This is a genomic window from Saprospiraceae bacterium (assembly GCA_016712145.1).
Lineage (GTDB): Bacteria > Bacteroidota > Bacteroidia > Chitinophagales > Saprospiraceae > Vicinibacter.
In genome coordinates this window covers 1,134,081-1,156,996 of the sequence record JADJRO010000001.1, presented here as the reverse complement: position 1 = coordinate 1,156,996, position 22,916 = coordinate 1,134,081, and the positions used below count along the sequence as shown (strand labels likewise).

The 22,916-nt window shown below is 35.1% G+C and carries 18 protein-coding genes; 13 read left to right on the top strand and 5 right to left on the bottom strand.

Going from position 1 to position 22,916, the window contains the following annotated elements; all coding sequences use genetic code 11:
- Positions 1–170 precede the first annotated feature (170 nt).
- The gene (locus tag IPK91_05100) at positions 171–1,514 is read left to right on the top strand and encodes a polysaccharide biosynthesis C-terminal domain-containing protein (GenBank protein MBK8296652.1); all 1,344 of its coding nucleotides are present in this window, start codon (positions 171–173) and stop codon (positions 1,512–1,514) included.
- Positions 1,501–2,709: an O-antigen ligase family protein gene (locus IPK91_05095; protein MBK8296651.1), complete on the top strand. Its 1,209-nt coding sequence runs from the start codon at positions 1,501–1,503 to the stop codon at positions 2,707–2,709. Before IPK91_05100 ends, IPK91_05095 begins: the two co-directional genes overlap by 14 nt.
- A gap of 11 nt (positions 2,710–2,720) precedes the next feature.
- Here the strand turns inward: IPK91_05095 and asnB (IPK91_05090) are convergent, their stop codons facing one another.
- Positions 2,721–4,598 carry an asparagine synthase (glutamine-hydrolyzing) gene (asnB, locus tag IPK91_05090; protein MBK8296650.1) on the bottom strand — a complete coding sequence of 626 codons (1,878 nt, stop codon included), beginning with the start codon at positions 4,596–4,598 and terminating at the stop codon, positions 2,721–2,723.
- Positions 4,599–4,866: 268 nt separating this feature from the next.
- Between asnB (IPK91_05090) and IPK91_05085 the strand changes: the two genes are divergently transcribed.
- From IPK91_05085 to asnB (IPK91_05075), 3 genes are read left to right on the top strand one after another with little or no spacing between them, the layout of a single operon-like run.
- Positions 4,867–5,409: an acyltransferase gene (locus tag IPK91_05085; protein MBK8296649.1), complete on the top strand. Its 543-nt coding sequence runs from the start codon at positions 4,867–4,869 to the stop codon at positions 5,407–5,409.
- Positions 5,410–5,435: 26 nt separating this feature from the next.
- Positions 5,436–6,473, top strand: coding sequence for a glycosyltransferase (locus IPK91_05080; GenBank protein ID MBK8296648.1), 1,038 nt, complete (start codon positions 5,436–5,438; stop codon positions 6,471–6,473).
- Positions 6,474–6,503: 30 nt separating this feature from the next.
- The gene (gene asnB, locus IPK91_05075) at positions 6,504–8,402 is read left to right on the top strand and encodes an asparagine synthase (glutamine-hydrolyzing) (protein ID MBK8296647.1); all 1,899 of its coding nucleotides are present in this window, start codon (positions 6,504–6,506) and stop codon (positions 8,400–8,402) included.
- Positions 8,403–8,440: 38 nt separating this feature from the next.
- On the opposite strand, the gene IPK91_05070 is transcribed toward asnB (IPK91_05075), so the two are convergent.
- A complete protein-coding gene (locus tag IPK91_05070; GenBank protein MBK8296646.1) occupies positions 8,441–9,337 on the bottom strand; it encodes a class I SAM-dependent methyltransferase in 897 nt (298 codons plus the stop codon).
- The gene (locus IPK91_05065) at positions 9,327–10,766 is read right to left on the bottom strand and encodes a hypothetical protein (protein ID MBK8296645.1); all 1,440 of its coding nucleotides are present in this window, start codon (positions 10,764–10,766) and stop codon (positions 9,327–9,329) included. Before IPK91_05065 ends, IPK91_05070 begins: the two co-directional genes overlap by 11 nt.
- Positions 10,767–10,966: 200 nt before the next feature.
- On the opposite strand from IPK91_05065, the gene IPK91_05060 reads away from it, so the two are divergent.
- From IPK91_05060 to IPK91_05035, 6 genes are all read left to right on the top strand, one after another.
- Positions 10,967–11,890 carry an ATP-binding cassette domain-containing protein gene (locus IPK91_05060; GenBank protein ID MBK8296644.1) on the top strand — a complete coding sequence of 308 codons (924 nt, stop codon included), beginning with the start codon at positions 10,967–10,969 and terminating at the stop codon, positions 11,888–11,890.
- A 6-nt stretch (positions 11,891–11,896) separates the two neighbouring features.
- A complete protein-coding gene (locus IPK91_05055) occupies positions 11,897–12,619 on the top strand; it encodes an ABC transporter permease subunit (protein ID MBK8296643.1) in 723 nt (240 codons plus the stop codon).
- Positions 12,620–12,627: 8 nt separating this feature from the next.
- Positions 12,628–14,133 (top strand): Gldg family protein, encoded by a 1,506-nt coding sequence (locus IPK91_05050; protein MBK8296642.1) that lies wholly within the window; start codon positions 12,628–12,630, stop codon positions 14,131–14,133.
- Positions 14,134–14,177: 44 nt separating this feature from the next.
- Positions 14,178–15,800, top strand: coding sequence for a DNA polymerase/3'-5' exonuclease PolX (locus tag IPK91_05045; protein ID MBK8296641.1), 1,623 nt, complete (start codon positions 14,178–14,180; stop codon positions 15,798–15,800).
- 100 nt (positions 15,801–15,900) lie between these two features.
- Positions 15,901–16,470 (top strand): DUF1573 domain-containing protein, encoded by a 570-nt coding sequence (locus tag IPK91_05040; GenBank protein ID MBK8296640.1) that lies wholly within the window; start codon positions 15,901–15,903, stop codon positions 16,468–16,470.
- Between the two features lie 67 nt (positions 16,471–16,537).
- Positions 16,538–17,410, top strand: coding sequence for a 4-hydroxybenzoate octaprenyltransferase (locus IPK91_05035; protein ID MBK8296639.1), 873 nt, complete (start codon positions 16,538–16,540; stop codon positions 17,408–17,410).
- Here IPK91_05035 and rdgB read toward each other — a convergent pair.
- Both rdgB and IPK91_05025 read right to left on the bottom strand, forming a co-directional pair.
- Positions 17,401–17,979, bottom strand: coding sequence for an RdgB/HAM1 family non-canonical purine NTP pyrophosphatase (rdgB, locus tag IPK91_05030; protein ID MBK8296638.1), 579 nt, complete (start codon positions 17,977–17,979; stop codon positions 17,401–17,403). The two genes, IPK91_05035 and rdgB, sit on opposite strands and share 10 nt — an antisense overlap.
- A gap of 200 nt (positions 17,980–18,179) precedes the next feature.
- Positions 18,180–18,608: a hypothetical protein gene (locus IPK91_05025; protein ID MBK8296637.1), complete on the bottom strand. Its 429-nt coding sequence runs from the start codon at positions 18,606–18,608 to the stop codon at positions 18,180–18,182.
- 89 nt (positions 18,609–18,697) lie between these two features.
- On the opposite strand from IPK91_05025, the gene IPK91_05020 reads away from it, so the two are divergent.
- Positions 18,698–19,777, top strand: a complete 1,080-nt coding sequence (locus IPK91_05020; protein MBK8296636.1) for a branched-chain amino acid aminotransferase — start codon at positions 18,698–18,700, stop codon at positions 19,775–19,777.
- Positions 19,778–19,946: 169 nt separating this feature from the next.
- Positions 19,947–22,910 (top strand): SusC/RagA family TonB-linked outer membrane protein, encoded by a 2,964-nt coding sequence (locus tag IPK91_05015; protein ID MBK8296635.1) that lies wholly within the window; start codon positions 19,947–19,949, stop codon positions 22,908–22,910.
- Positions 22,911–22,916 lie beyond the last annotated feature (6 nt).

The window sequence follows — 22,916 nt, the reverse complement described above, 5'->3', positions numbered from 1 at the left end:
GTCATTTTGGTTTAAAAGTTAAAATTAAGCTATTTGCAGGTTTTCATATTAATAAATTGTATATATATATAAAATTGATATATTTGCAGCTAGACGGAAATTACTGTGTTTCATGCCTGGGCCAATGACTCCATCGTGTGCATAGTAAGAAAAAGTCAAAATAAAATATATTGAGTTCGTTTAATCATTCGATCAGAAATTTTATAACAAAACTTGTTGTAAGTGGTGTTGCATTTTTGATCTTTTTATGTATTCCAAAATTGCTTGGTCCGGAGCTATTTGGAATATTTAGTTTTCAAACAGCATTTGTTGGTTTATTGATTCCTTTAAATTCTTTTGGATTTGGGTCGGGAATTGTTTATTTATTAAGTTCAAATAAGTATGTAGTCACCGAGGTTAGCAATACCATCCTAAGACTAGCATTTGTGATAGCAATTATAAATGGAGCACTGGTTTCCATTCTATATAACTTGGGATTTTTACAATCTTTTGTTGCTAGCATAAATGCCAATCAAATGGTTTATTTTTCTCTTGCCATTTTTTGCCAATCGCTTAGTTTTATATTGGGCCGACTTTTTTATGGCAATTCTGATTTTAAAATATTAAATAGGATAGAAATCAGCATCAGCTTACTCAATCCGATTTTATTGATTGCTTTGTTTTTTCTTCTAGGATCTGCAGATGCTACTTTTTTATACATTTCCTTTTTAGGCGCATCCCTCATTGGATTCTTGCTTCATGCTTATTTTGCACGTCGTTTTTGGAATCGAAAAGAATACAACAAAGAATTTGTTAAAGCTGCAAGCTCCTATGGAATGCAATCCTGGCCCGGAGATCTCGCAGTGCGGGCTAATTTGAGAATGGACCAATTGATTTTGATTTCATTTAGTTCGGCAAGTGCATTAGGAGTTTATAATATAGCTGTTAAATTAGTTGAGTTGGTTTGGTTGATTCCGGACGCAATCGGTCCGGTGTTATTTAACCGAATTGCTAAGCAGGAGCAATCCGAAGAATCCCTGGCATTGATTGCAAGATTGCACAGACTCCTTTTAAGTTTCAGTTTGGCGCTTTTGATTTTCTTGGCACTAATAACTTATTATATAATCATTCCCTTTTTTTTAGGGACTGACTATTCCGCGATGATGATTCCATTAGTTTTGTTGATTCCAGGAAGTTTGTTTTTAATTTCTTCCAAAATTTTTACCAAATTGTTTTCAGCAACAGGTCAAGTCAAATGGACCAGTCAGATCAGTATCATAGGAGCCTTAGTCAGCCTCGTCGGATATTTTTTACTGATTCCGATGTGGGGCATGCAAGGAGCCGCTATCGCCTCCACGATTGGTTATTTTTGTTTGTCGGCTGCCGGTTGGATCTTGTTAGTCAAAAATTATCCCATTCATTTGCTTGATTTTTTTGACATCCGATTGGATGATTGGATCTGGTTGTTTTCTAATTTGAAACAATGGTATCGGTCTAATCTAACCATTCAAATCAATGCAGATGAAAGGATTTGATCGTTTTATATGGATTTTGTTTTGTGTGTATGTGTTCATGCTGCCATTTGAAAATATTACCAAAGTCATGTGGCAAATAGAAAGTCCGTATCGACCGTATCGAATTTTAGCATTGCTTATAGGTTTATTAATTGTAATTAGCCGTAAACCACAAGGTTTAAAATTTTATAAAAATGATTTAAATCTGGTATGGGTCTATCTTTTTGGATTGATCCCAAGTATGATCGCCTGGTCAAAAGGCATGTTGTTAGCTGAAAGTTTTTGGTTGACCTCCATCCAGTATTTTATTGTCTTGTGGATATTTTTATTGATTAAATCACTCCCTTTTACGATCCTGAATATATACCAATGCATGGATCTCTTTTGCTTTGGAGTTGTCATCAACAGTATATACATGTTGTATTTATTTGGATTTGAGGACATGGGCAGACAAAGCGGTTGGATGGACAATCCAAATTTTGCCGCCTTTGCTTGTAATGTGGCGTTTACTTATTTTTTCTATCAGTTTTATCATACTCCAGCATCCGGAATTAAAAAGTTTAGCTGGTTAGTGGCTGTATTTATTTTGTTTGCAGGATTGTTGGTCACAGGTTCAAGAAGTGCCTTAATATCTTTTGCTTTGTCCATGATACTGATTATTTTGTTTCAGTTTAATTGGAAACAAACGATGGCCAAAACAGGACTTGTTGTGATATCGCTCCTGTTGCTTAGTCTGATCATAGATTTTAACCGACTGGCTGATGCCATTCCGGCCTGGAATCGATTGGTAACACTTTCTGGTAAAGAAGAAGCCCGATCTACATTATGGTTAAAAGGATTGGAAGCATTTAAAGATTCAGATTTCATCGGATTGGGAATTGAGCAGTTTAAAAATCCTAAAAATTACAGCCGATTTGTAGGTCAAACTGAAAATGTTTCTGTAGCAAACCAGGCAGGATTGGTATTGCACAATGATTACCTGACAGTTTTAGTTGAATATGGAATTTTGGCTTTTGTATGTTTTGTGGGTTTTTATAAAACACTTTTTAATAAACTATATAAAAACTCGCTTAAAAATTCAAATAAATATTTATTTTTAATAAGTTTTATAAATATAGCTTTATTTTCTTTTTTTAATTCGAGCTTTCAATCACACTCAATGTGGTTTATGTTTATCGTCTTTGGTTTTGTTGTAATAATTAAAGATGAAAATTAATAAAATTGGATTTATAATTCTAATTCAAATGCTTCAAACCATGCATAAAGTTGAAGCAGAATCCATAATTTATGGGAACTTTTATAAACACTTTCTTTTGAAGTATTCTGCATCTGTTTAATTCCAGTTTCAAGTATCTCAATTGATTTACTATAATTTAATATTTCATTTAATGGGTGTGTTTTTCGAATGATTGAACGCGCAAATTTTTCAAAATCAGAATTAAAAAATTTGTGTAAGGGTAGACTAAATCCCATTTTTGGATGGTCAAATACTTCCCTAGGTAAACAATTTTTCATTAGTGCTCTTAAAATCCATTTAGTTTGTCCATTGTGAATGAGGTATTTATTTGGAAGTTTACATGAGAATTCAAATAGTTCTGGATCTAGGAAAGGGGCTCTAACTTCTAAAGAATGAAACATACTCATTCGATCTATTTTAATCAACATATCCTCAGGTAATAAATATTGCGTTCTAAATCGCATCATGGATCGAAGGAAAGAGGTTTCATTATCATTAAACAAAGGAACATTTGAAGTTGAATCGCGAAATGAACTTTTTAAAAGTTGATTTAATTCAGTTGGATAAAAATAGCAATATAAATTACGATATAGATATGATTTGTCTAGAGAATAACGGATTGCTTTTTCTGCACTTCTGAGTGTATTAGCTATAGGAAAAGTATGAATTTCTGGCAATAAATTAATTCCTGATAAAATCAATTTACGAAGTTGGATCGGTATTCTGGTAAGTTTATTTATTCTATTACCCCATAAGAAGTCTGAGTAACCAGCAAATACTTCATCCCCACCATCTCCAGAGAGAGCTACTTTAACATGTCTTTTAATTTCTTCAGATACTAAATAACTTGGAATAGCTGATGAATCTATAAATGGTTGCCCAACATGTGTTAAAATATCCCAAAAAATGCGTTCAGAAAAAGTTTGATTTGGGATAAAAATCTCAGTATGATCTGAATGAATATGTTGTGATACTTTTCTTGCAATAGCGCTTTCATCAAAACTTGCTTCTTCGAATTTTACATTGAATGTTTTAATTTTCGCAGGTGATAATTCACTCATGATGGCTGCTACAGAACTTGAATCTATGCCCCCAGATAAGAATGCACCAATAGGCACATCAGATACCATTTGTTTTTCAACGGCTTTATAGAGAAGATCTTTTCCAATCGTAAGCGTTTGGTTTTCATTTGTATTGGTTTCGTCTATAGAGTAGTTTATTTTAAAATAAGGAGTGATTTTAATTGTATTGTTTTTATAGATTGCAGAACATCCTTGTGGCAATGAAAAAACATTTGTTAGTAATGTGCTATGATCAAAAGTGAGGCCATAAGCTAAATAATCATACACTGCAGATTGATTAAGCCTTCGTTTGATTATCCCAGATTGAAGCAATGAATTGATCTCACTTGAAAATGCAAATTGATCATTTGACAGGAAATAATATAATGGTTTTTCACCAAAGCGATCCCTGGCTAAATAAAGTTCATTATTAATAATATTGTAAATGCAAAATGAAAACATTCCATGTAGATGGCTTGGGCAATTGTAGCCAAACTCTTCGAATAAATGAACAATTACTTCTGTGTCGGAACTCGAAGTAAAAATGTGACCTTTATCCTGTAATTGTTTTTTTAGTTGTCTATAATTGTAAATTTCACCATTTAGAAAAACACAGAGTGTTTTCGTTTCATTCCAAATAGGCTGATGCCCGGTTACGAGATCAATGATTGCAAGTCGTTTCATGCCTAAACTAAAGGAATCGCCCAAATAAACTCCTTCATCATCAGGTCCACGATGAGTCAATTTAGCCAACATGTTGTTTAAAGCGATTCTATTTGCCCCTTTAATTCCAGCTATACCGCACATTTCCTGACTTTATTAAATTGTTTAATATAAATATATAGCATGAAGGGGCTTTGCCAGGGATAAGTTATAAAATTATGTAATACAAACAGTTACAAGTAATTTAACGGTTAAATGTCATGAATATAATATTAACAATAAATAGCTTTTATTTAAAAAATAGGTCTAAATTTACACAATATATATTTTTATAATATATTCTTTTAACTGTAGATACTATAAAAGTAGCAAGATTTGCAATAATGTGTTGCTAAAATTAGCGAGTTTAAAGATGAGAACGCATAAAAATTCATTTTTTAGCCGTGTTTTTGGTGTCCTCCGTTTTTTGTATTTAAAAATGCGATACGGGAGCCGATTCCAATTTAAAAGCATTGGTTTGGTTGGCAGAAACGCCCGTATTTATATAGAGGGAAGTTTAAAACTTGGTGAAAAAGTTTGTTTTGGAGAAAATTGTTTTATTGATTTGAAAGGGCAAGTTAAAATTGGATCCAATTGTTTTTTTAATGATAATTTAAGGATGGTTTGCCATGAAGAAATTGAAATCGGAAATAATGTATTGGTAGGCCCAAATGTGTCATTTTATGACCACGATCATGATTATATAGTAGAAAATGATTGTTTAGCATTTAAGGGTTTTGTTATAAGTAAAATTTTAATTGGAGATAATATTTGGATTGGAGAGAATGTTAAAATTTTAAAAGGAATTAAAATTGGGAATAATGCAATCATTGGGGCTTCATCAATAGTTGCATCTGATATATCATCAAATTCCTTGATGACTGGAGTGCCTGCAATTAAAGTTCGAGATTTATAAATATATCAATTGTAAGTTCAGTAGTTGTGAAAGAGTTGGCTCTAAGTATTCTCTTAATTGGACCTAGGCGAAACAATAATCTTGATTCTATTGGTGGGACAACGGTTAGTTTTGAGAATTTAATTTATTATTTAGATTCTAATAAAATTAATCATATTATTATAAATACGAATAAATATAAAAAAAGAAAATTTGATTTTATTAATTATGTTTATGTTTTATATAAAGTTATAATCAATCTGCCCCGTATAAATATTTTAATGTTTAATGCGAGTCCGCGGGGGATACTCTTTTTTTCTTTCCCGATATTCTTTTTAACATGGTTATCGAATCGTAAATTGATAATCAGAATATTTGGAGGTGATTTTTATAGTTTTTATTTGGGTTTAAATAATATTGTACAAAAAGCTTTGTTAAAATGCTTAAAATCAGCACACCTGTTGTTGTTGCAAACAAAAGATTTAATCCAAAAATATGAATTATTGGGCTGCAAAGTTTGTTGGTTGCCAACATCTAGAAGTGTTAATGTAACATATACTATAAATAAGGTTTACAAAAAGAGGTTTATCTATTTTGGACAGATAACTGAACAAAAGGGTATGGATTTTATATTAAGATTGATTGATTCATTGGATAGTGATTATATTCTAGATATTTATGGCCCAATTCTTAGTGATAAATATCTATTTTTAAAAAACAAATCTTATTATAAGGGTATATTAAATCAAGATCAAATTCCAAATACATTTTTAAATTATGATGTTCTCTTATTGCCTACAATTCATCCGGGAGAAGGATATCCCGGGGCAATTATAGAAGCAAATAGCTGTGGTTTGCCGGTAGTTGCAAGCAAGTGGATGTCAATTCCGGAGATAGTAATTGATCAATATAATGGATTATTATTTCCGGCGAACGATTTTGATTCCTTACTGAATATTATTGAAAATTTGAATGTCGATAGTTACAGTAAATTATCTTCAAATGCTTTAATTTGGAGTAAGCAATTTGATAGTGAGAAAATAAATTTGGACTTAATTTATCGCTTTAATAAGTTATTAGTTTAAATATATGGTGTGGAAAATGTTACTTAAATAATGTGCGGAATATTCGGGCTCGTCTCAACTAAATGGCAATCTGAAGCAGCTGTTGCCGCTCAAATGATTAAACATCGAGGGCCGGATGACTTTGGTATGTACCAGGAAGAATCCCTTTGTTTGATTCATTACCGGCTTGCAATACAGGATCTATCTGCAGCTGGACATCAACCCATGTGGAGCGCAGATGGGCGCTATTGTATTTTGGTAAATGGTGAGATTTACAATCATTGGGAGTTGCGCAAAACACTTGAAGTAAAATATTACTTTAACTCTCTGTGTGATGCCGAAACCATGTTAAACGCATTTGTTGAATGGCATACGGATAGCTTTAAGCGACTCAATGGTATTTTTGCAGCAGTAATTTATGACAAGCATGCAAACGAACTATTTATCGTACGGGATCCATTGGGTGTTAAACCCTGTTATTATCTGGATACACCAGAGGGATTTGCATTCAGTTCGGAATTAAAGGCATTTGATAAACTCAGTGACTGGGATCGTAGTTTGGATTATAAAGCACTGTTTAATTATTTAAATTTTTTATGGTCTCCCGGGGCACAAACCCCTTTTGAACAGGTTAAAAAATTAGTGCCTGGTTCTTTTATTCGCTATAATATCTTAAAACAAGAAATTGTAGAAACATTCAAGTATTATGAAATTCCATTTAATGGGAACTATGATACGAAGTCAGAAGCAGAATGGATTGACTTGATTGATGCTGGTTTGCAAAAAGCAGTATCCAGGCAATTGCTTTCAGATGTTCCGGTAGCATATTTTATAAGTGGGGGATTGGATTCCAGTTTAATTGCAGCAATTGCTCGAAAATTGCAGCCCAATGCCTTACTCAAGGGCTATACGATCAATACACAAATGCAATCTGGTGCAGATGGCTTTGCAGATGATTTACCTTATGCCAAACAGCTTGCTAAACTGCTTAATATCGAACTGGAAATAGTAAGTGGAGAACTGGATTATCTGAGAGAGTTTGAGGAAATGGTTATTCAACTGGATGAACCGCAAGCAGATGTGGCACCGATTTATGTGGCACACATCGCAAAACAGGCAAGAGCCAAGGGTTGCTTTGTTTTACTTGGCGGGGTTGGTGGAGATGATTTGTTTGCCGGTTACCGAAGACACCAGGCAGTGCGTTATGATAAATGGCTCATGGGTTTACCAAACGGCATTCGAAAATTAATTTGCAAGGTAGGAGTTTCTGTTATGGGGAAGGGTCCAAAATCCAGGCGTCTTAGAAAATTTTTAGCAAGATATCAATACGAAACCTTAGACGAGGTATTGGCTGAAAATTACCGTTGGATGGACCGACAAGCTTTGTTGAATTTGTTTTCAGAAACGATCAGAAACGAGTTAGAGTCTTATGATCCAGCTAAAATACTTTTAGAGAATCTTTCTAATATACCTGGAGAACAGAATGCGCTCAACAAATTATTATTTTGGGATATGAAATTTTTTTTAGGTGATCATAATCTCAATTATTCTGATAAAGCAAGTATGCTATTTGGAGTTGAATTACGCGTACCTTTTTTAGATTTGGAGCTCATCGAACTCAGCACAAGAATTCCCCCGGAACTTAAAGTAAAAAATGGTGTCAGTAAATATTTATTAAAGAAAGTGGCCGAGCGGTATTTGCCAAAAGATTTAATCTATAGACCCAAAACCGGTTTTGGAGCTCCAATTAGAAAGTGGATTGTTACAGATTATGAAAAAGAAGTACTCAACCAACTCGAATTGTTAAACTCTAAAAGCAATAATGCATTTGATATGAATCAAATAAGGCAGTTGTCAATGCTTAATAAAAACAATCAAGTGGATGCATCCTATTGCATTCAAAGCTTATTGGCAATTGGTTATTGGATGAGAAAATACGAATTAAAATAAAATCGACTGAATGTATTCATTTTATAATTTTATTTGATTTAGTTTTTTAAACCAGCAATCATAAGCAATTTATTTTTTATAGGTAGGAAATCTAATAAATAAGAAATAGTTCCTGCAAAAAATGCTATAAATAATTTTGGAAAATGTAACTTTTCTAAATAGAATTTAATCGGAAAAGTAAATTCTTTTATTAACTGCAAATGGTGCAATTCATAGTGATTTATTTTAAGTGGAATATTGAAGTCAGTTTTTGATATAATTTGTTTATGACCAAAAAGATGATCAGAGTACATGATATTTAAAAATGTTGGGAATCTTCCAAAGGAAAGTTTGTAGGTCCATTCACCAAATTTATGAAAAAAAGTATCCCGACAGGGAGTATCGATAATCAGGATGCCATTTTTTTTAAGCAATTGCTTTGCACTAGAAAAAATTAATGCCGGATCATTAACATGCTCAATAACATCCCACAGTGTAATGACATCAAAGCTATTGGCATGGTTCGTTAGCCAGTATTCAGAATCAATCGGGTAGGGTACAATGTGTTTTAATCCACTAATTTTTTTTGCATAATTAAGTCTGTTTAATTCCGGTTCAATGCCATAGCATTCAGTTTCTTCAGAATGCATTAAAGATAGGTAAAGCCCACCGCCACATCCTACATCGAGTATCTTGGATTTTGTATTCCCTTCTAAGTGTTTTTTTACCAGGGCTGCATGCTTTTCAAATCGCTTTTTATTGTACTGCAACTGATTGCTTAAATAAGATTGGATTTCTAAGGAGGGTTCGGTGTCAACAGGCATTTTGCTATTATCCTGTGGCGGGTCTAAATAATTGCTGTAATGAAATCCACAATGATTGCAAATAATAACATTTGCATTCCGCAATTTATATTTTATGGTTTCATTTAGAGTCTTACAAATTTTACAATTCATCCACTGCGTTTTTAGTTTGAAATGCAATCGCTTCAATTGCATTTAATGAGGTATGGGTAGCACTCGGAGCTTCAAAAGCAAATTCATGCTCAATGCAGTGATTCCGTTGTGTTAGTTGATAATTTGGATTGTAAATAAAATTTAAGATTTCAGAATTCAGTGAAGCAAAATCTGTTACCACCTGGCTGCCACCCAAGGCAACAAACTTTTTTATATGGGTATAATCCAACAACCTTCGGGAAGAATGCCAGTAATTTAATTTTTCATAGCCATCAAACATAGGCGCAATGTTTCCTTTCCCAACCATCAAGGCATCCATCGACAAAGTTGAACACGAATTGATACAAACAGTACAACCGCTTAATACTGTGGATAGTTTTTGGAAATCCGTCTGATCCATGCTCCATAACAAGGAGCTTTCTGACATTTCAGGATAAAATAAAAGGATGCGATGATTTTTTAAGGATTCTAAACGACGGATCCATTCCGGATCAGCCATCCAACCTTTTACATTTTGAGGATGGGGTCGGATAACGAGTTGCATGGTTTCTCCAAAAGCATTCTCTTTAATCTTTTTAGCCAAATATTCTACGATGTCAATTTCTCTGGGTGCAAACCGGGGCGAACTCATTCCAAATACTATCCAGGGTTTATCCGGGTCGATCTGCAAAGATTTTAAAATGTCCGTTCGGACTGCTTGATTTTTAGTTTGAGTATGGATATCAAAATGAGGCACACCACAGCAATAAATTCGATCTTTAGGAATCTGGTATTTTTCAATAAACTCTTGCTCCATTACAGGCCCCCAGGCTAAGTAATAATCAGCCAGAGCTAAAAAATGCCCTTTGCAGGTGATATTATCCCAACTCAATAAATGGATGGAAGTTTTGATCTGGAGTTTTTTTGCGTTGTATAATAAAATGCCTTCAGCAGGATTAACAGGATACGTTGCGATTACGAGATGTGGATTGATCTTTTGAATTAATGCAATGGCCTGCTTTGATTTTAAAAACTGTTGTTCACATGTCCAATAAAATTTTCTAAGAATCGGAATCTTCCGGAATAAATTATAAAAACACATTAACACATAGGGTAGGTATTTTAAAATCCAAAATCGGTGATTAAGCAGATGTGTTTCGTAATAATGTTTTTCGTACAATGCAGGATTGCTTTTGATATCTTCCAGAAAATACATGCGGTACAACATGTAATGCGATTTCCAAATCCAGCCGGACGGTTTATATTCAATTAATTGAATGCCATTATTTGAGCAGTAGCTCATCAAATTAGGATCCAATGCATCCGGAGCAACCAAACTCACTTCAAAGTTTCTTTCCCGCAACAAGCCCAATAGATTGGTTTGCATCAACATGCGGGCTGCAAATCCATGGGACACCAGATAACAGATATGTTGGGGTTTAGCTACCACACTTTGATTTCAGCCTAAAAGTAGGAATATATTAGTAAAAATTATATATGTTTTCTTGCTGAATTTTGAATAGAGGACTTATTTCATTTAGGATTATCGGGATTCTAAAAAACATTCACAATTGATTCACACACTTTAAGTTTTTCATAAAGCAACTTGCTTATCAGGAAAACTTATTTTTGCAAACAAAATTAAGAACCATGGATGTTCGCATTGACAATTTAACAAAGAGTTACGGCAATCAAAAAGCAGTGGATTCCATTTCATTCGATATTAAATCCGGTGAAATTGTCGGTTTCCTGGGGCCCAATGGGGCGGGCAAAACGACCACCATGAAAATGCTTACACAGTATATGCAACCAGACTCGGGGACGATTTGGTATGATAACAGCAGTTCATATGATGTAGACATCCGTCGTGAAATTGGATACCTTCCTGAACACAATCCGCTGTATGAAGACATGCCGGTTATGGATTATCTGGCTTTTGCAGCAGCATTGCAATCGGTTCCACAATCAGAAGTTCCCTCCAGAGTCATCGAAATGGTGCGCATTTGTGGACTGGATGTTGAAAAACACAAAAAGATTGGGGAACTGTCAAAAGGATACCGGCAACGGGTTGGTTTGGCTCAGGCGATCATCCACAATCCAAAAGTTTTAATCCTGGATGAGCCGACCACTGGTTTAGATCCCAATCAAATCGTAGAAATCCGGGAACTGATTCGCAAATTAGGACGTGAGAAAACAGTCATTCTCAGTACACACATTCTGCCTGAAGTAGAGGCTACCTGTGATCGGATTCTTATCATCAATAAAGGAAAAATTGCCGCAGATGGAACAGTCCAGCAACTTCGAAAACAATCTGAGGGCAAAAGTTTGTTACAAGTTCGCATTGATGGTGCTCCGGCAGAACAGATTGCAGAAGGGCTCCGACTCATTGAAGGCTTGCAGAAAGTCATGTTGGTTGATACCTTAAACAAGCGCTTTGAAATAGAAAGCAATTCAGGAGATGAACTCAATCGAATGGTGTATCGTGCTTGTGTGCAAAACCACTGGGATTTATTGGAAATGATCCCATTCGAAACAAAATTGGAAGATATTTTCAGAGACTTAACCATAAATTAATCTTGTATGAATAATCCCGTTTGGATCATTGCAAAAAAAGAGTTGAATTCCTTCTTCGATTCTCTAACTGCATATATTTTATTAATTGCATTTTTAGGCTTCAGTGGATTTTTTACCTGGATTACCGGTTCCGATATCTTTATGCGGAAAGAAGCTGATTTGGAAGTGTTTTTTAGTGTTTCAAAATGGACTTTATTCTTTTTTATTCCTGCGATCACGATGAAAATGCTTGCAGAAGAAAATAAATCTGGTACTATTGAATTGTTATTGACCAAAGCCATCACAGCACGCCAAATTATTTTAGGAAAATTTCTTGCGTGTTTAATGCTGATTGGAATTGCTTTGCTTTTTACGGTTAGTTATTACATTACAGTAAGTCAAATTGGAAATATCGATCATGGTGCAACCCTTTGTGGTTATCTCGGTTTGCTCCTTATGAGTGCAGCATATATCGGTATAGGTTTGTTTGCAAGCAGCATTACCAACAACCAGATAGTTGCTTTTTTATTAGCCTTACTCATCGGAGTCTTTTTTCATTTCATATTTGATATGATGAGTTATAATTCCGGAGGCTTTGTGGCCCAACTGCTCAGTGGCCTGAGTGTGAATCGACATTTTGAGTCTTTGGCACAAGGGGTTTTAGATACAAAAGACATTTTGTTTTTTGCAAGTTTGACCATTGCCGGCTTGCTCTTATCAGAATTATTTATTTCAAAACGGGTTAAATAAGACAGACTATGTTTAAATCAAAAATCAATGTAATCCTGTTGGCCATTTTGGTATTGCTTGGAATTAATTATGCAAGCCGTTACGTGTTCCTTCGTTTTGATCTAACAGAGAATAATGAATTTACACTTTCGAAAGCTAGTAAAGATATTTTAAACAATTTGGATGATGCCGTTGAAGTAACTGCTTATTTTTCAGATGACTTGCCGGTTGATATTACCAAAGTACGTGAGGAGTTGGAAAACTTACTCAATGAATTTTCCAGTATCTCTAAAGGAAAATTTAGCTACAAATTTATTGCGCCAAATAAAGATGCCCAAAAGGAAGAAGAAGCCACAAAAGAAGGCATTCGCCCTGTAATGATCAACGTTAGAGAGAAAGATCAATCCAAACAGCAGAAAGCATTTTTAGGCGCAGTAATTAAAGCAGGTGATAAAAAAGAAGCCATTCCGATTATTCAACCAGGCACCGCAATGGAATATGCCTTTGCTACCGGTATAAAAAAATTGGTAGGAAAAAATAAACCTTTAATAGGATTTATCCAGGGTCATGGTGAACCAGCCATACAAGAATTGGCTCAAGCTTATCAGGAATTGAGTATATTATATAATATTAGTTCGGCATACATTAATAACGATACGGTAGATTTATCAGCATTTAAAACGCTGATTATGGTGCGTCCTACCGACAGCATACCCCCTGCAGACTTGCAACGACTAGATCAATTTCTTTCAAAAGGTGGAAATTTAATACTTGCGATTAATCAGGTTGATGCAAATATCCAATACGGAATGGCAAATCCAATGAATACAGGATTAAAAGAATGGTTGATGACTAAAGGCTTGGAAATTGAAGATGCATTGGTTCGAGATACGCGCTGTGGACAAGTGAATGTGCAGCAACAACAAGGATTCTTTTCTTTTTCATCTCCGGTCCAATTTCCTTATTTGCCCTTGATTCAAAAATTTCCAAATCATCCAGTTACCAAAGGCCTTGAACAAGTCATGTTGGAGTTTGCAAGTCCACTGAATTTTAAAACTACTACCGGAATTCAGTTTGTACCTTTTTTATACACATCAGAAGCTTCTGCCAGAGAGAAAGCGCCGTTAAGATTTGATGTTCAAAGGCAGTGGACCAGTGCTGATTTTCCAGAAAAAAATATTTGCGTAGGGGCTGTATTGGAAGGAAATTTGGTAGGAAATCAGGCCAGCAAATTGATTGTTTTTAGTGACGGTGATTTTGCAATTAATGGCAAAGACCAACGGAGGCAAAATGCTGATAACATTAATTTATTAGTGAATAGTATCGATTATCTGAGCGATGATACGGGTTTGATTGATTTGCGTACCAAATCCGTTGAAACCAGACCCATAGAAGAAATTAGCGATTCCAAACGATCCAGTTTGAAATACCTGAATTTTCTATTGCCAATGGGTCTCGTTGTGGCTTATGGTATTTTCAGATCCAGCCAAAACAGACACATCCGAATGACCCGCATGGAAATGCGTGTAAAATAATTGAATCAGGAATGTAATGGTGCATTCCAATAATACAATTCAGCTTGACAAATAAAGACATTGCAGGTTTATTTCATGAACTCGCTTCTTTGATGGAGTTGCATGAAGAAAATCCTTTTAAAATCCGTAGCTACGAAAACGCATACCTCGCATTGCGAAAATTAGACGAGCCATTACTTGAGCTGGATCGCGAAGCATGGATGCAAATCAAAGGGATTGGAGCAACCATCATGGATAAATTGGAGGAAATTAAACGCAGTGGCAGCTTTGCAATTCTTGAAGAATTTCGTGCTAAAACTCCGATAGGCATTCGCCAAATTTTACGTATTAAAGGACTCGGTCCCAAAAAAGTAAAAACCATTTGGAATGAATTAAAGGTAGAGTCACCGGGTGAATTATTGTATGCTTGTTACGAAAACCGATTGGTTGAATTGAAAGGATTTGGAGATAAATTGCAAAAGGAAGTCATTCAAAGTATTGAATATTTTAACAGTCAGCAAAATTTATTTTTATTTGCTCAACTTGAAGGAGAGGCAAAAATTTTACTGGAGCAACTTCATATTTTAAATCCACAGGTACGGTTTGAATTTACAGGAAGTTTACGCAGAGCCATGCCAACTTTATCGTGTATAGAACTTCTTACAAATGAAAATGATTTCCAATTGCCTGAAAAACTTTTGAATAAAGAGGAAAACTATCTTTGGAATGAATTAATTCCGGTAACTATTTATAAAACGGATTCAAGTCAGTGGGCGCAAGAGCAACTGCGGTTGACTGGAGGATCTGAAAAATTCTTGCAGAAGTTTGATTCGGTTTTAAAGAATTCACATGCAGTTGATGAAGTAAGTTTGTTTGAAAGTGTTAAACTCCTTTACATTGTTCCTGAATGTCGCGATCTGGAAGATTACAATTCATTTGATGATAAAAATCTGATTTCAGAGAAAGATATCAAAGGAGTTATTCACAATCATTCCAATTACAGTGATGGTATTTATTCGATTGAGCAAATGGCAGCAGAGTGCATTCGCTTGGGTTATTCATATTTTGTAATTTCGGATCATTCAAAATCTGCTTTTTATGCAAATGGATTGCAAGAAGAACGCTTAATTAAACAATGGAAAGAGATTGATGTACTTAATGAAAAACTACACCCATTTAAAATTTATAAATCAATTGAATCTGATATTTTAAGTGATGGCAGTTTAGATTATTCAGATGAAATATTGAAAAAATTTGATTTAGTGATTGCTTCTGTTCATAGCAATCTAAAAATGGATGAAGAAAAAGCAATGAATCGATTGATTAAAGCCATTGAAAATCCATTTACTAGAATATTGGGACATCCAACGGGCCGTTTATTATTATCCAGAAAAGGCTATCCGTTGCGATTTAAAGAATTGATTGATAGCTGTATTGCAAATGAAGTGGTAATGGAGTTGAATGCCAATCCGCTACGTCTTGATATGGATTGGACTTGGATCCCTTATGCCATGGAAAAAGGCTTGAAAGTATCCATCAATCCAGATGCACATAATTTGAAAGGCATCCGGGATATCCGTTACGGCGTTCTTTCAGCACGAAAGGGAGGCTTGACAAAGAATAATTGTTTGAATACAAAGTCGATTGCAGAATTTGATCTTTGGATTCAATCAAAAATCAGGTTTTAGTAATCATTAACAATACATTTGAAATAGAATAAATGGTGTTACTTTAAGGTAGGTTAATTTTACATTCTCAATCTAACAAGTAAAAAATCATATTTAAATCATGAAAAATTTAAAATTCTTTTCTTTTGGTCTTTTTGTAGCCCTTGTAGGAATCACTTCTTGCAAGAATGACAAAGCTGCTGGTACCGATGCAGCTGCTACTACTGAAGCAGGTACTGCTGCAAATGCAGCTGGTTTACCAAGCGCAGAGCCAGGAACTATTATGGCTGCTGAAGGTGCTGCTGCGGCTGCTCCAACAGGCCCAACTACATCAATGGAGTTTACAGAAATGGTTTATGACTTTGGTGAAATCGTTGAAGGTGAGCACGTAAAATATGCATTCAAATTTAAAAACACTGGAAGCGAGCCATTAATTATATCTGATGCAAAAGGAAGCTGTGGTTGTACAGTTCCAGATTGGCCAAGAGAGCCAGTTGCTCCAGGTGCTACCAGTGAAATCAAAGTTGAATTTGATTCTAAAGGCAAAGGCAGTGATGATGGTTCAAAACAAACTAAAAAAGTTACTGTTACTGCAAACACCAATCCTCCACAAACCTATTTGACAATTACAGGTGTTGTAAAAAAAGATCCTAAAGCTCCTAAAACACCGGCTACTCCAGCAATAAAATAAGCTTTATTTTCAAAACTTATAGAGGCCCATCCTGTTTTTACAGGGTGGGTTTTTTGTTTATACGAATATGAAACAAATTCAGAATTATTTATCATTGGTTAAATTTAGTCATACGGTATTTGCCTTGCCGTTTGCTGCAATTGGATTTATTATTGGCACCAAAGCCATGGGAAATGGTATTTTGGATTGGCAACTTTTTGCTTTGGTATTAATTTGTATGGTAACAGCACGAAATGCTGCGATGGCTTTCAATCGATGGGCAGACCGGGATATTGATAAATTAAATCCCCGGACGGTGATTCGGGAAATACCCTCTGGTATTATATCATCTAAACATGCTTTGCTATTTGTTGCATTCAATGCCCTTGTATTTTTAGTATCAGCCTACTTTATAAATTGGCTTTGTTTTCTGTTGTCTCCAATTGCTTTGTTAATTGTATTAGGATATAGTTATACCAAACGTTTTTCTTGGTTTTGCCATGTGTTTTTAGGCTTGGGATTATCCTTAGCACCTATTGGGGCCTATTTGGCGGTAACAGGTCATTTTCACTTTTTGCCTATCCTTTATTCCGTTGCAGTAATCTGTTGGGTTGCAGGTTTTGATATTATTTATGCATTACAAGACATTCGCTTTGATCAGGAACACCAATTGTATTCCATTCCAGCTCGCTTTGGAATGTCCAAAGCCTTGTTAGTTTCAAGTTGTTTGCATCTGGTTTGCGCTGTAAGTATCATTATAGGTGCTTGGATTCTTCATCAGGAATTCGGTTTAAATTATTTAAGTTATTTGGGAAGCAGTGCATTTATTGTTTTATTATTTATTCAACACCGGATTATTAGTCGGGGTGATTTAAGTAAAATCAATCTAGCTTTTTTTACTACCAATGGAATTGCCAGTGTCGTTTTGGCTGGTTGTACGATTTTAGATTTTTATTTATAATCCTCAAGATGGTGAATTAATTTTTTGAGTGCTTCCGTACGATGACTGATTTTTGTTTTGGTTTCAATCCCTAATTCAGCAAACGTTTGATTGTATCCAACTGGTATGAAAACGGGATCATATCCAAATCCAGAATCACCTCGCGGATTTTCTGCAATGACTCCTTTAATAATACCTTCAAACAAATATTCCTGGTCATCCAGTATACATGCTATAATTGTACGAAATTGAGCATCGCGATTTGACTGTCCGTTCAATTTAAATAAAAGTAATTTGATATTATCCTGATCACTTTTTTGCAATCCTGCATAACGCGCAGAATAGATTCCTGGTTCATTATCTAATGCAGTAACTTCCAAACCGGAATCTTCAGCAATGCAATTTAAACCAGTTGCTTCTTTAAAATACCTTGCCTTGATCAATGCATTTTCTTCAAGACTCTTTCCATTTTCTTCAATTTCTTTATCAAAACTTAAATCATTTAAATCTTTAATTTCATATTCATTTGGAAGGAAGGCTTCCATTTCCTTCTTCTTATTTGGATTTTTAGATGCGAGCAGGAGGAGCATTTCAATTACGAATTAAAAATTAAGAATAAATAATTATGGGAGCGTAGCGTCATCTCGCTTACTCGCTGGAAGAATTAAAATATAATAAATTAATAAAAGCATGAGCAGAAGTAAATATTCATGTGTTTGCAGTGCGATTTGGAAAATATATTATTAAATTATTCATTCAAGTTTGTAAATGATTGCCTACCTATTGGCAACTAAGACTTCATCTCCTGTAATGCTTTCCATAAAACTTTTTTGGATTGATCATTCGAATATGTTTCAAGAGAATCTGCAAATAATAAGTGTTTATTATAAATAGAATAAACCTGGTGTTTGGTATCAAATCCTTGTAAACTTAATTGCATTGGATTAATACCAAATCCTACAATAAATTTTATTGAGCTATTTACAAATTGATTGAATTGCATGCAAGTTGTTGTATTAAATGGGCTAATTTTCACATCGTGATCCCATGATATATTTAAAGCATGGACAATTTTCTTTAATAGATCTGTTAGGTTTGTTTGAGCAAGTTCGCTTTCGGATACAAATACCAACCAGGAATGCGAATCAAGTAGATCCAATGAAACTGAATTGATTTCAGGGATGGAATACGTGTGTGATTGACTGACTACTTTTTTCAAAACCAAAACTTCCGTTAACTGTTGTAAATTAAAGAAATAAAAATTATAAAAACAAAGCAGATTTCATTATTTTTGTCAAAACGAATCATATGGACCACAAAATCAAAATCACGCGGACCCGTCAATCAAGAATTAGTGAGGTCGATTTCAACAACATTCCTTTTGGAAAGGTGTTTGCAGATCACATGTTTATTGCGGATTTTGACGGACAACAATGGAAAAATTTTGAAATACGTCCATTAGAGCGAATTCCTTTACATCCAGCAACAATGGCCTGGCATTATGGTCAAGGAATTTTTGAAGGAATGAAAGCCTCCATTACGGATGATGGGACCCCATTATTATTTCGACCCTATGATCATGCAGATCGTTTAAATGTGTCTGCTCATAGAATGTGCATGCCAGAATTTCCAACCGATCTATTTGTTGATGCATTATGTCAGTTGGTTGCATTGGATAAAGACTGGATTCCAAAAGGAGAAGATTGTGCATTGTATATCAGACCGGTTATGATGGCAACGGATGAGTTTGTTGGTGTACGTTCATCCGATACCTATAAATTGATGATTATGAACTTGCCTTCAGGTCCTTATTATAATAAACCTGTTTCATTATTGGTAGAAGAAAAATATGTAAGAGCTGTAGATGGGGGAGTTGGTGAAGCAAAAGCTGCCGGTAATTACGGTGCAGCACTGTATCCAACGAAATTGGCAAAGGATAAAGGGTATGATCAGGTGATGTGGATGGATGCACATGAATTTAAATATGTACAAGAGGTTGGAACAATGAATATCTTCTTTGTCCTCAAAGATGTTGTACTGACACCCAATCTTAGTGGAACGATTTTGCAAGGGATTACCCGGGATAGCATCATTACCTTATTGAAAGATAAAGGGTATAAAGTTGAAGAAAGACCCGTAAGCATGGAAGAAATCTATGCGGCCTATAAAAATAAAGAATTGATCGAAGTTTTCGGCGCTGGTACCGCAGCTGTAGTTGCAAATGTCAACCGAATCGGCTATAAAAACAATGAATTATTGTTTGATGCCTCCCAATGGGGCTTATCTACTTTGCTCAAGAATGAAATTAACGGAATTAGAAAAGGAAGGATTGCCGATACCCATGGATGGATACTCCCTATAACAGTAGAACAAGAAATGGCTGTCTAATTTAATTTTAAGTTCATATTTTTATTTGGTTTTCAACGGCAATTATTCCAAGCTCACAAAATATTATTTGGCATTTAGCCTTAAGCTTATTTTTAATTGTTGAATTTTGGCACGTTTTTAGATTTAATGGATTACTTTGGTCCAAATTTCTAATCCAAAATTTACGATTATGTTTCAAGAATTTAAGTTTAAAAGGCTTATTCTATTGTTAGGTCTTTTTATTTCCATGAACCTTAATGCCCAATTTACTGCATCGGGTAAGATTACGGATGAAAAGGGAAACCCCCTTACCGGTGTTGCCGTTCAGGTAAAGGGAACAACCATAGGAACCTATACGGATCTTGATGGGAAATATTCGTTGGAAGTTCCAGGATCTTCGGCAATTCTGGTGATTGCCTATCTCGGGTATGCCGACATCGAAAAACAAGTGAATGCTGGTGAATCCATGCAGGAAATCACTTTAAGTGGCAAAGCTACCGTAATGGACGAAGTCATCGTTTCGGGCTTGGCTACTTCAATTAAAAGAAGCAATGCAGCAAATGCAGTAGCATCCATTGAAAGCAAAGATCTTACCGGTACTACCGTCCAACAAACTATGGATGGGGCCCTTTATGGAAAATTTACCGGTGCAAATATTGTTGCTAATTCCGGCGCTCCAGGCGGTGGGATTGCAATCAAGTTGCGTGGGGTCACTACATTAACGGGTAATTCTCAGCCTTTATTTATTATCGATGGGGTTTATATTGATAATTCTTCGATTGCTTCCGGACTTAATTCGCTTTCTTTAGCATATAGGCATGGAAGACCAGCAGGAGACCAGGACAACCCTTCCAATCGAATTGCTGATTTGGATCCGGAAGATATAGACCGGATTGAAATTTTAAAAGGCGCTTCCGCTGCTGCAATTTACGGTTCCCGTGCTGGCGCCGGAGTTGTAATTATTACTACAAAACGTGGACAAGCTGGTAAAACTAAAATTGATGTTTCTCAAAGTGTTGGATTCAATAGCGCTATCCGTTTGCTTGGTGCACGTACATGGGATACAGCAAAAGCCCGGACTCATTTTGGAGTGAATGGATTAAATGCATTTACAGTAGCTCAAAATGCTGGAAAAATTTATGATTATGAAGATGAATTATATGGCAATACAGGATTTTTATCAAATACTCGCTTAAATATTAGTGGGGGTGATGATAAAACCAAATATTTTGCCGGTATGACTTATAAGAATGAGGAAGGTATTGTTAAAAATACCGGTTACGAAAGACTGAACTTTAGATTGAACTTAGATCGTAAAATTTCTAAGCGAATTGATCTTTCATTGAGTTCTAATTATATGAAGAGTGAAGCAGATAGAGGATTCTTTAATAATGATAATTCCTCAGCCACCATGGGCGTCTCCTTGGTAAGTACTCCAGCATGGGCCGAATTGCATGCAGATGATCAAGGAAACTATCCAAACAATCCTTATGCACCGTCAAATTTTCTTCAAACCGGTGCGCTTATGAAAAACAATGAAAATGTGAACCGGTTTATTGCTGGTGGATCATTAAGTATAGCACTTTACCAAGGTCAAAAGTCATCTTTAAAATTAGTAGGCCGCGGAGGATTGGATTACTATACTTTGTTGACAACAGTTTTAGCACCTAGTACCTTGCAATGGCAAAAAGATGGGAACGGAACCAATGGCGCATCCATTTTAGGTACTACCTTAAATACAAATAAAAATTTTGGTGCATTTATAGTACATCAATGGCAACCTGGAAGTATTGGATTGAGAACTCAAATAGGATTGACTGCTGAAAATTTTGATCAGAATTCAATTCTTAATAAATCCAACTTTCTGATTGGGTCTCAATCTAATTTAAATCAAGCTGGATCTGTTTCTGTGTTGCAAACTAAAGTGATTCAAAAGGACCGTGGTTTTTTTGCACAGGAAGAGGTCAACTGGGACGATAAACTTATAGTAACTGTAGGTTTGCGTGCTGATAAATCCTCAAATAACGGGGATGCAAATAAATTATATTATTATCCTAAAGCATCTATAGCAGCAAACATTACAAAACTGGCAAATTGTGCAAATGATCATCTTAGCGATTTGAAATTGCGCGTTGCTTATGGACAATCCGGAAATTTTGCGCGATTTGGTTCTATTTACACGCCATTAAATTCAATTGTTATTGATGGTTCAACAGGATCAATCATTGGGCGTACCTTAGGCTTTAGTGAATTAGGTCCAGAAAAACAAACTGAAATTGAAACAGGGTTTGATTTGGGCTTATTTAAGAATCGAATGTTATTGGATTTTACATATTATATAAAAAATATTGAAGACTTGGTTTTACAAGTTCAAGTGCCCGGATCAACTGGATTCACCAATCGATGGCTAAATGCAGCAGAATTAAAAAACAATGGAATTGAAATTGGCTTGGCTGTAAATGCTATCCAAAGAAGAAATTTTAATTGGAATACGCGCTTTGGTTTTTGGAAAAATACAGCAACCATTGAAAATTTAAAAGTTCCTGCGTTTAATGAAGGAGGTTTTGCCCCCATCTTAGGTGTATTTAAAATTGAAGAGGGAAAAAGTCCAACTCAAATTGTTGGTACTACATCGGATACTTCTGATTCAGATGGATTGCGTGTATGGGGAGATGCTGAACCTGATTTTAACCTTTCCTGGTCAAATAATTTAAGTTTTGGAAATTTTGATCTTTCATTTTTGTTTCATTGGAAGAAGGGAGGTGAAAATATCAATTTAACTACTTTGTTATCTGACTTGTCCGGTACCAGTGCGGATTATGATGAAAAAAACCTGGACCCCGCCAATAAATTAAACAATGGTGATTATAGAGTAAGCCAATTAGGTTCCAGTGCTCATGTATTTATTGAAGATGCAAGTTACATTCGCTTGCGTGAAATTGGACTCACTTATAAATTGCCAAAAGCTATGTTTAATGATAAAGCTCAAGTTAAAATTGGAATATCCGGTAGAAATTTAATTAACATTTTTGATTACAATAGTTATGATCCGGAAGTATCTAATTTTGGAATTAGAGCAATTTCAAATGCAATTGAAGTAACTCCATTTCCTTCATCAAAGAGTCTGGTTTTTACAATAGGCGCAACTTTTTAAATGAAA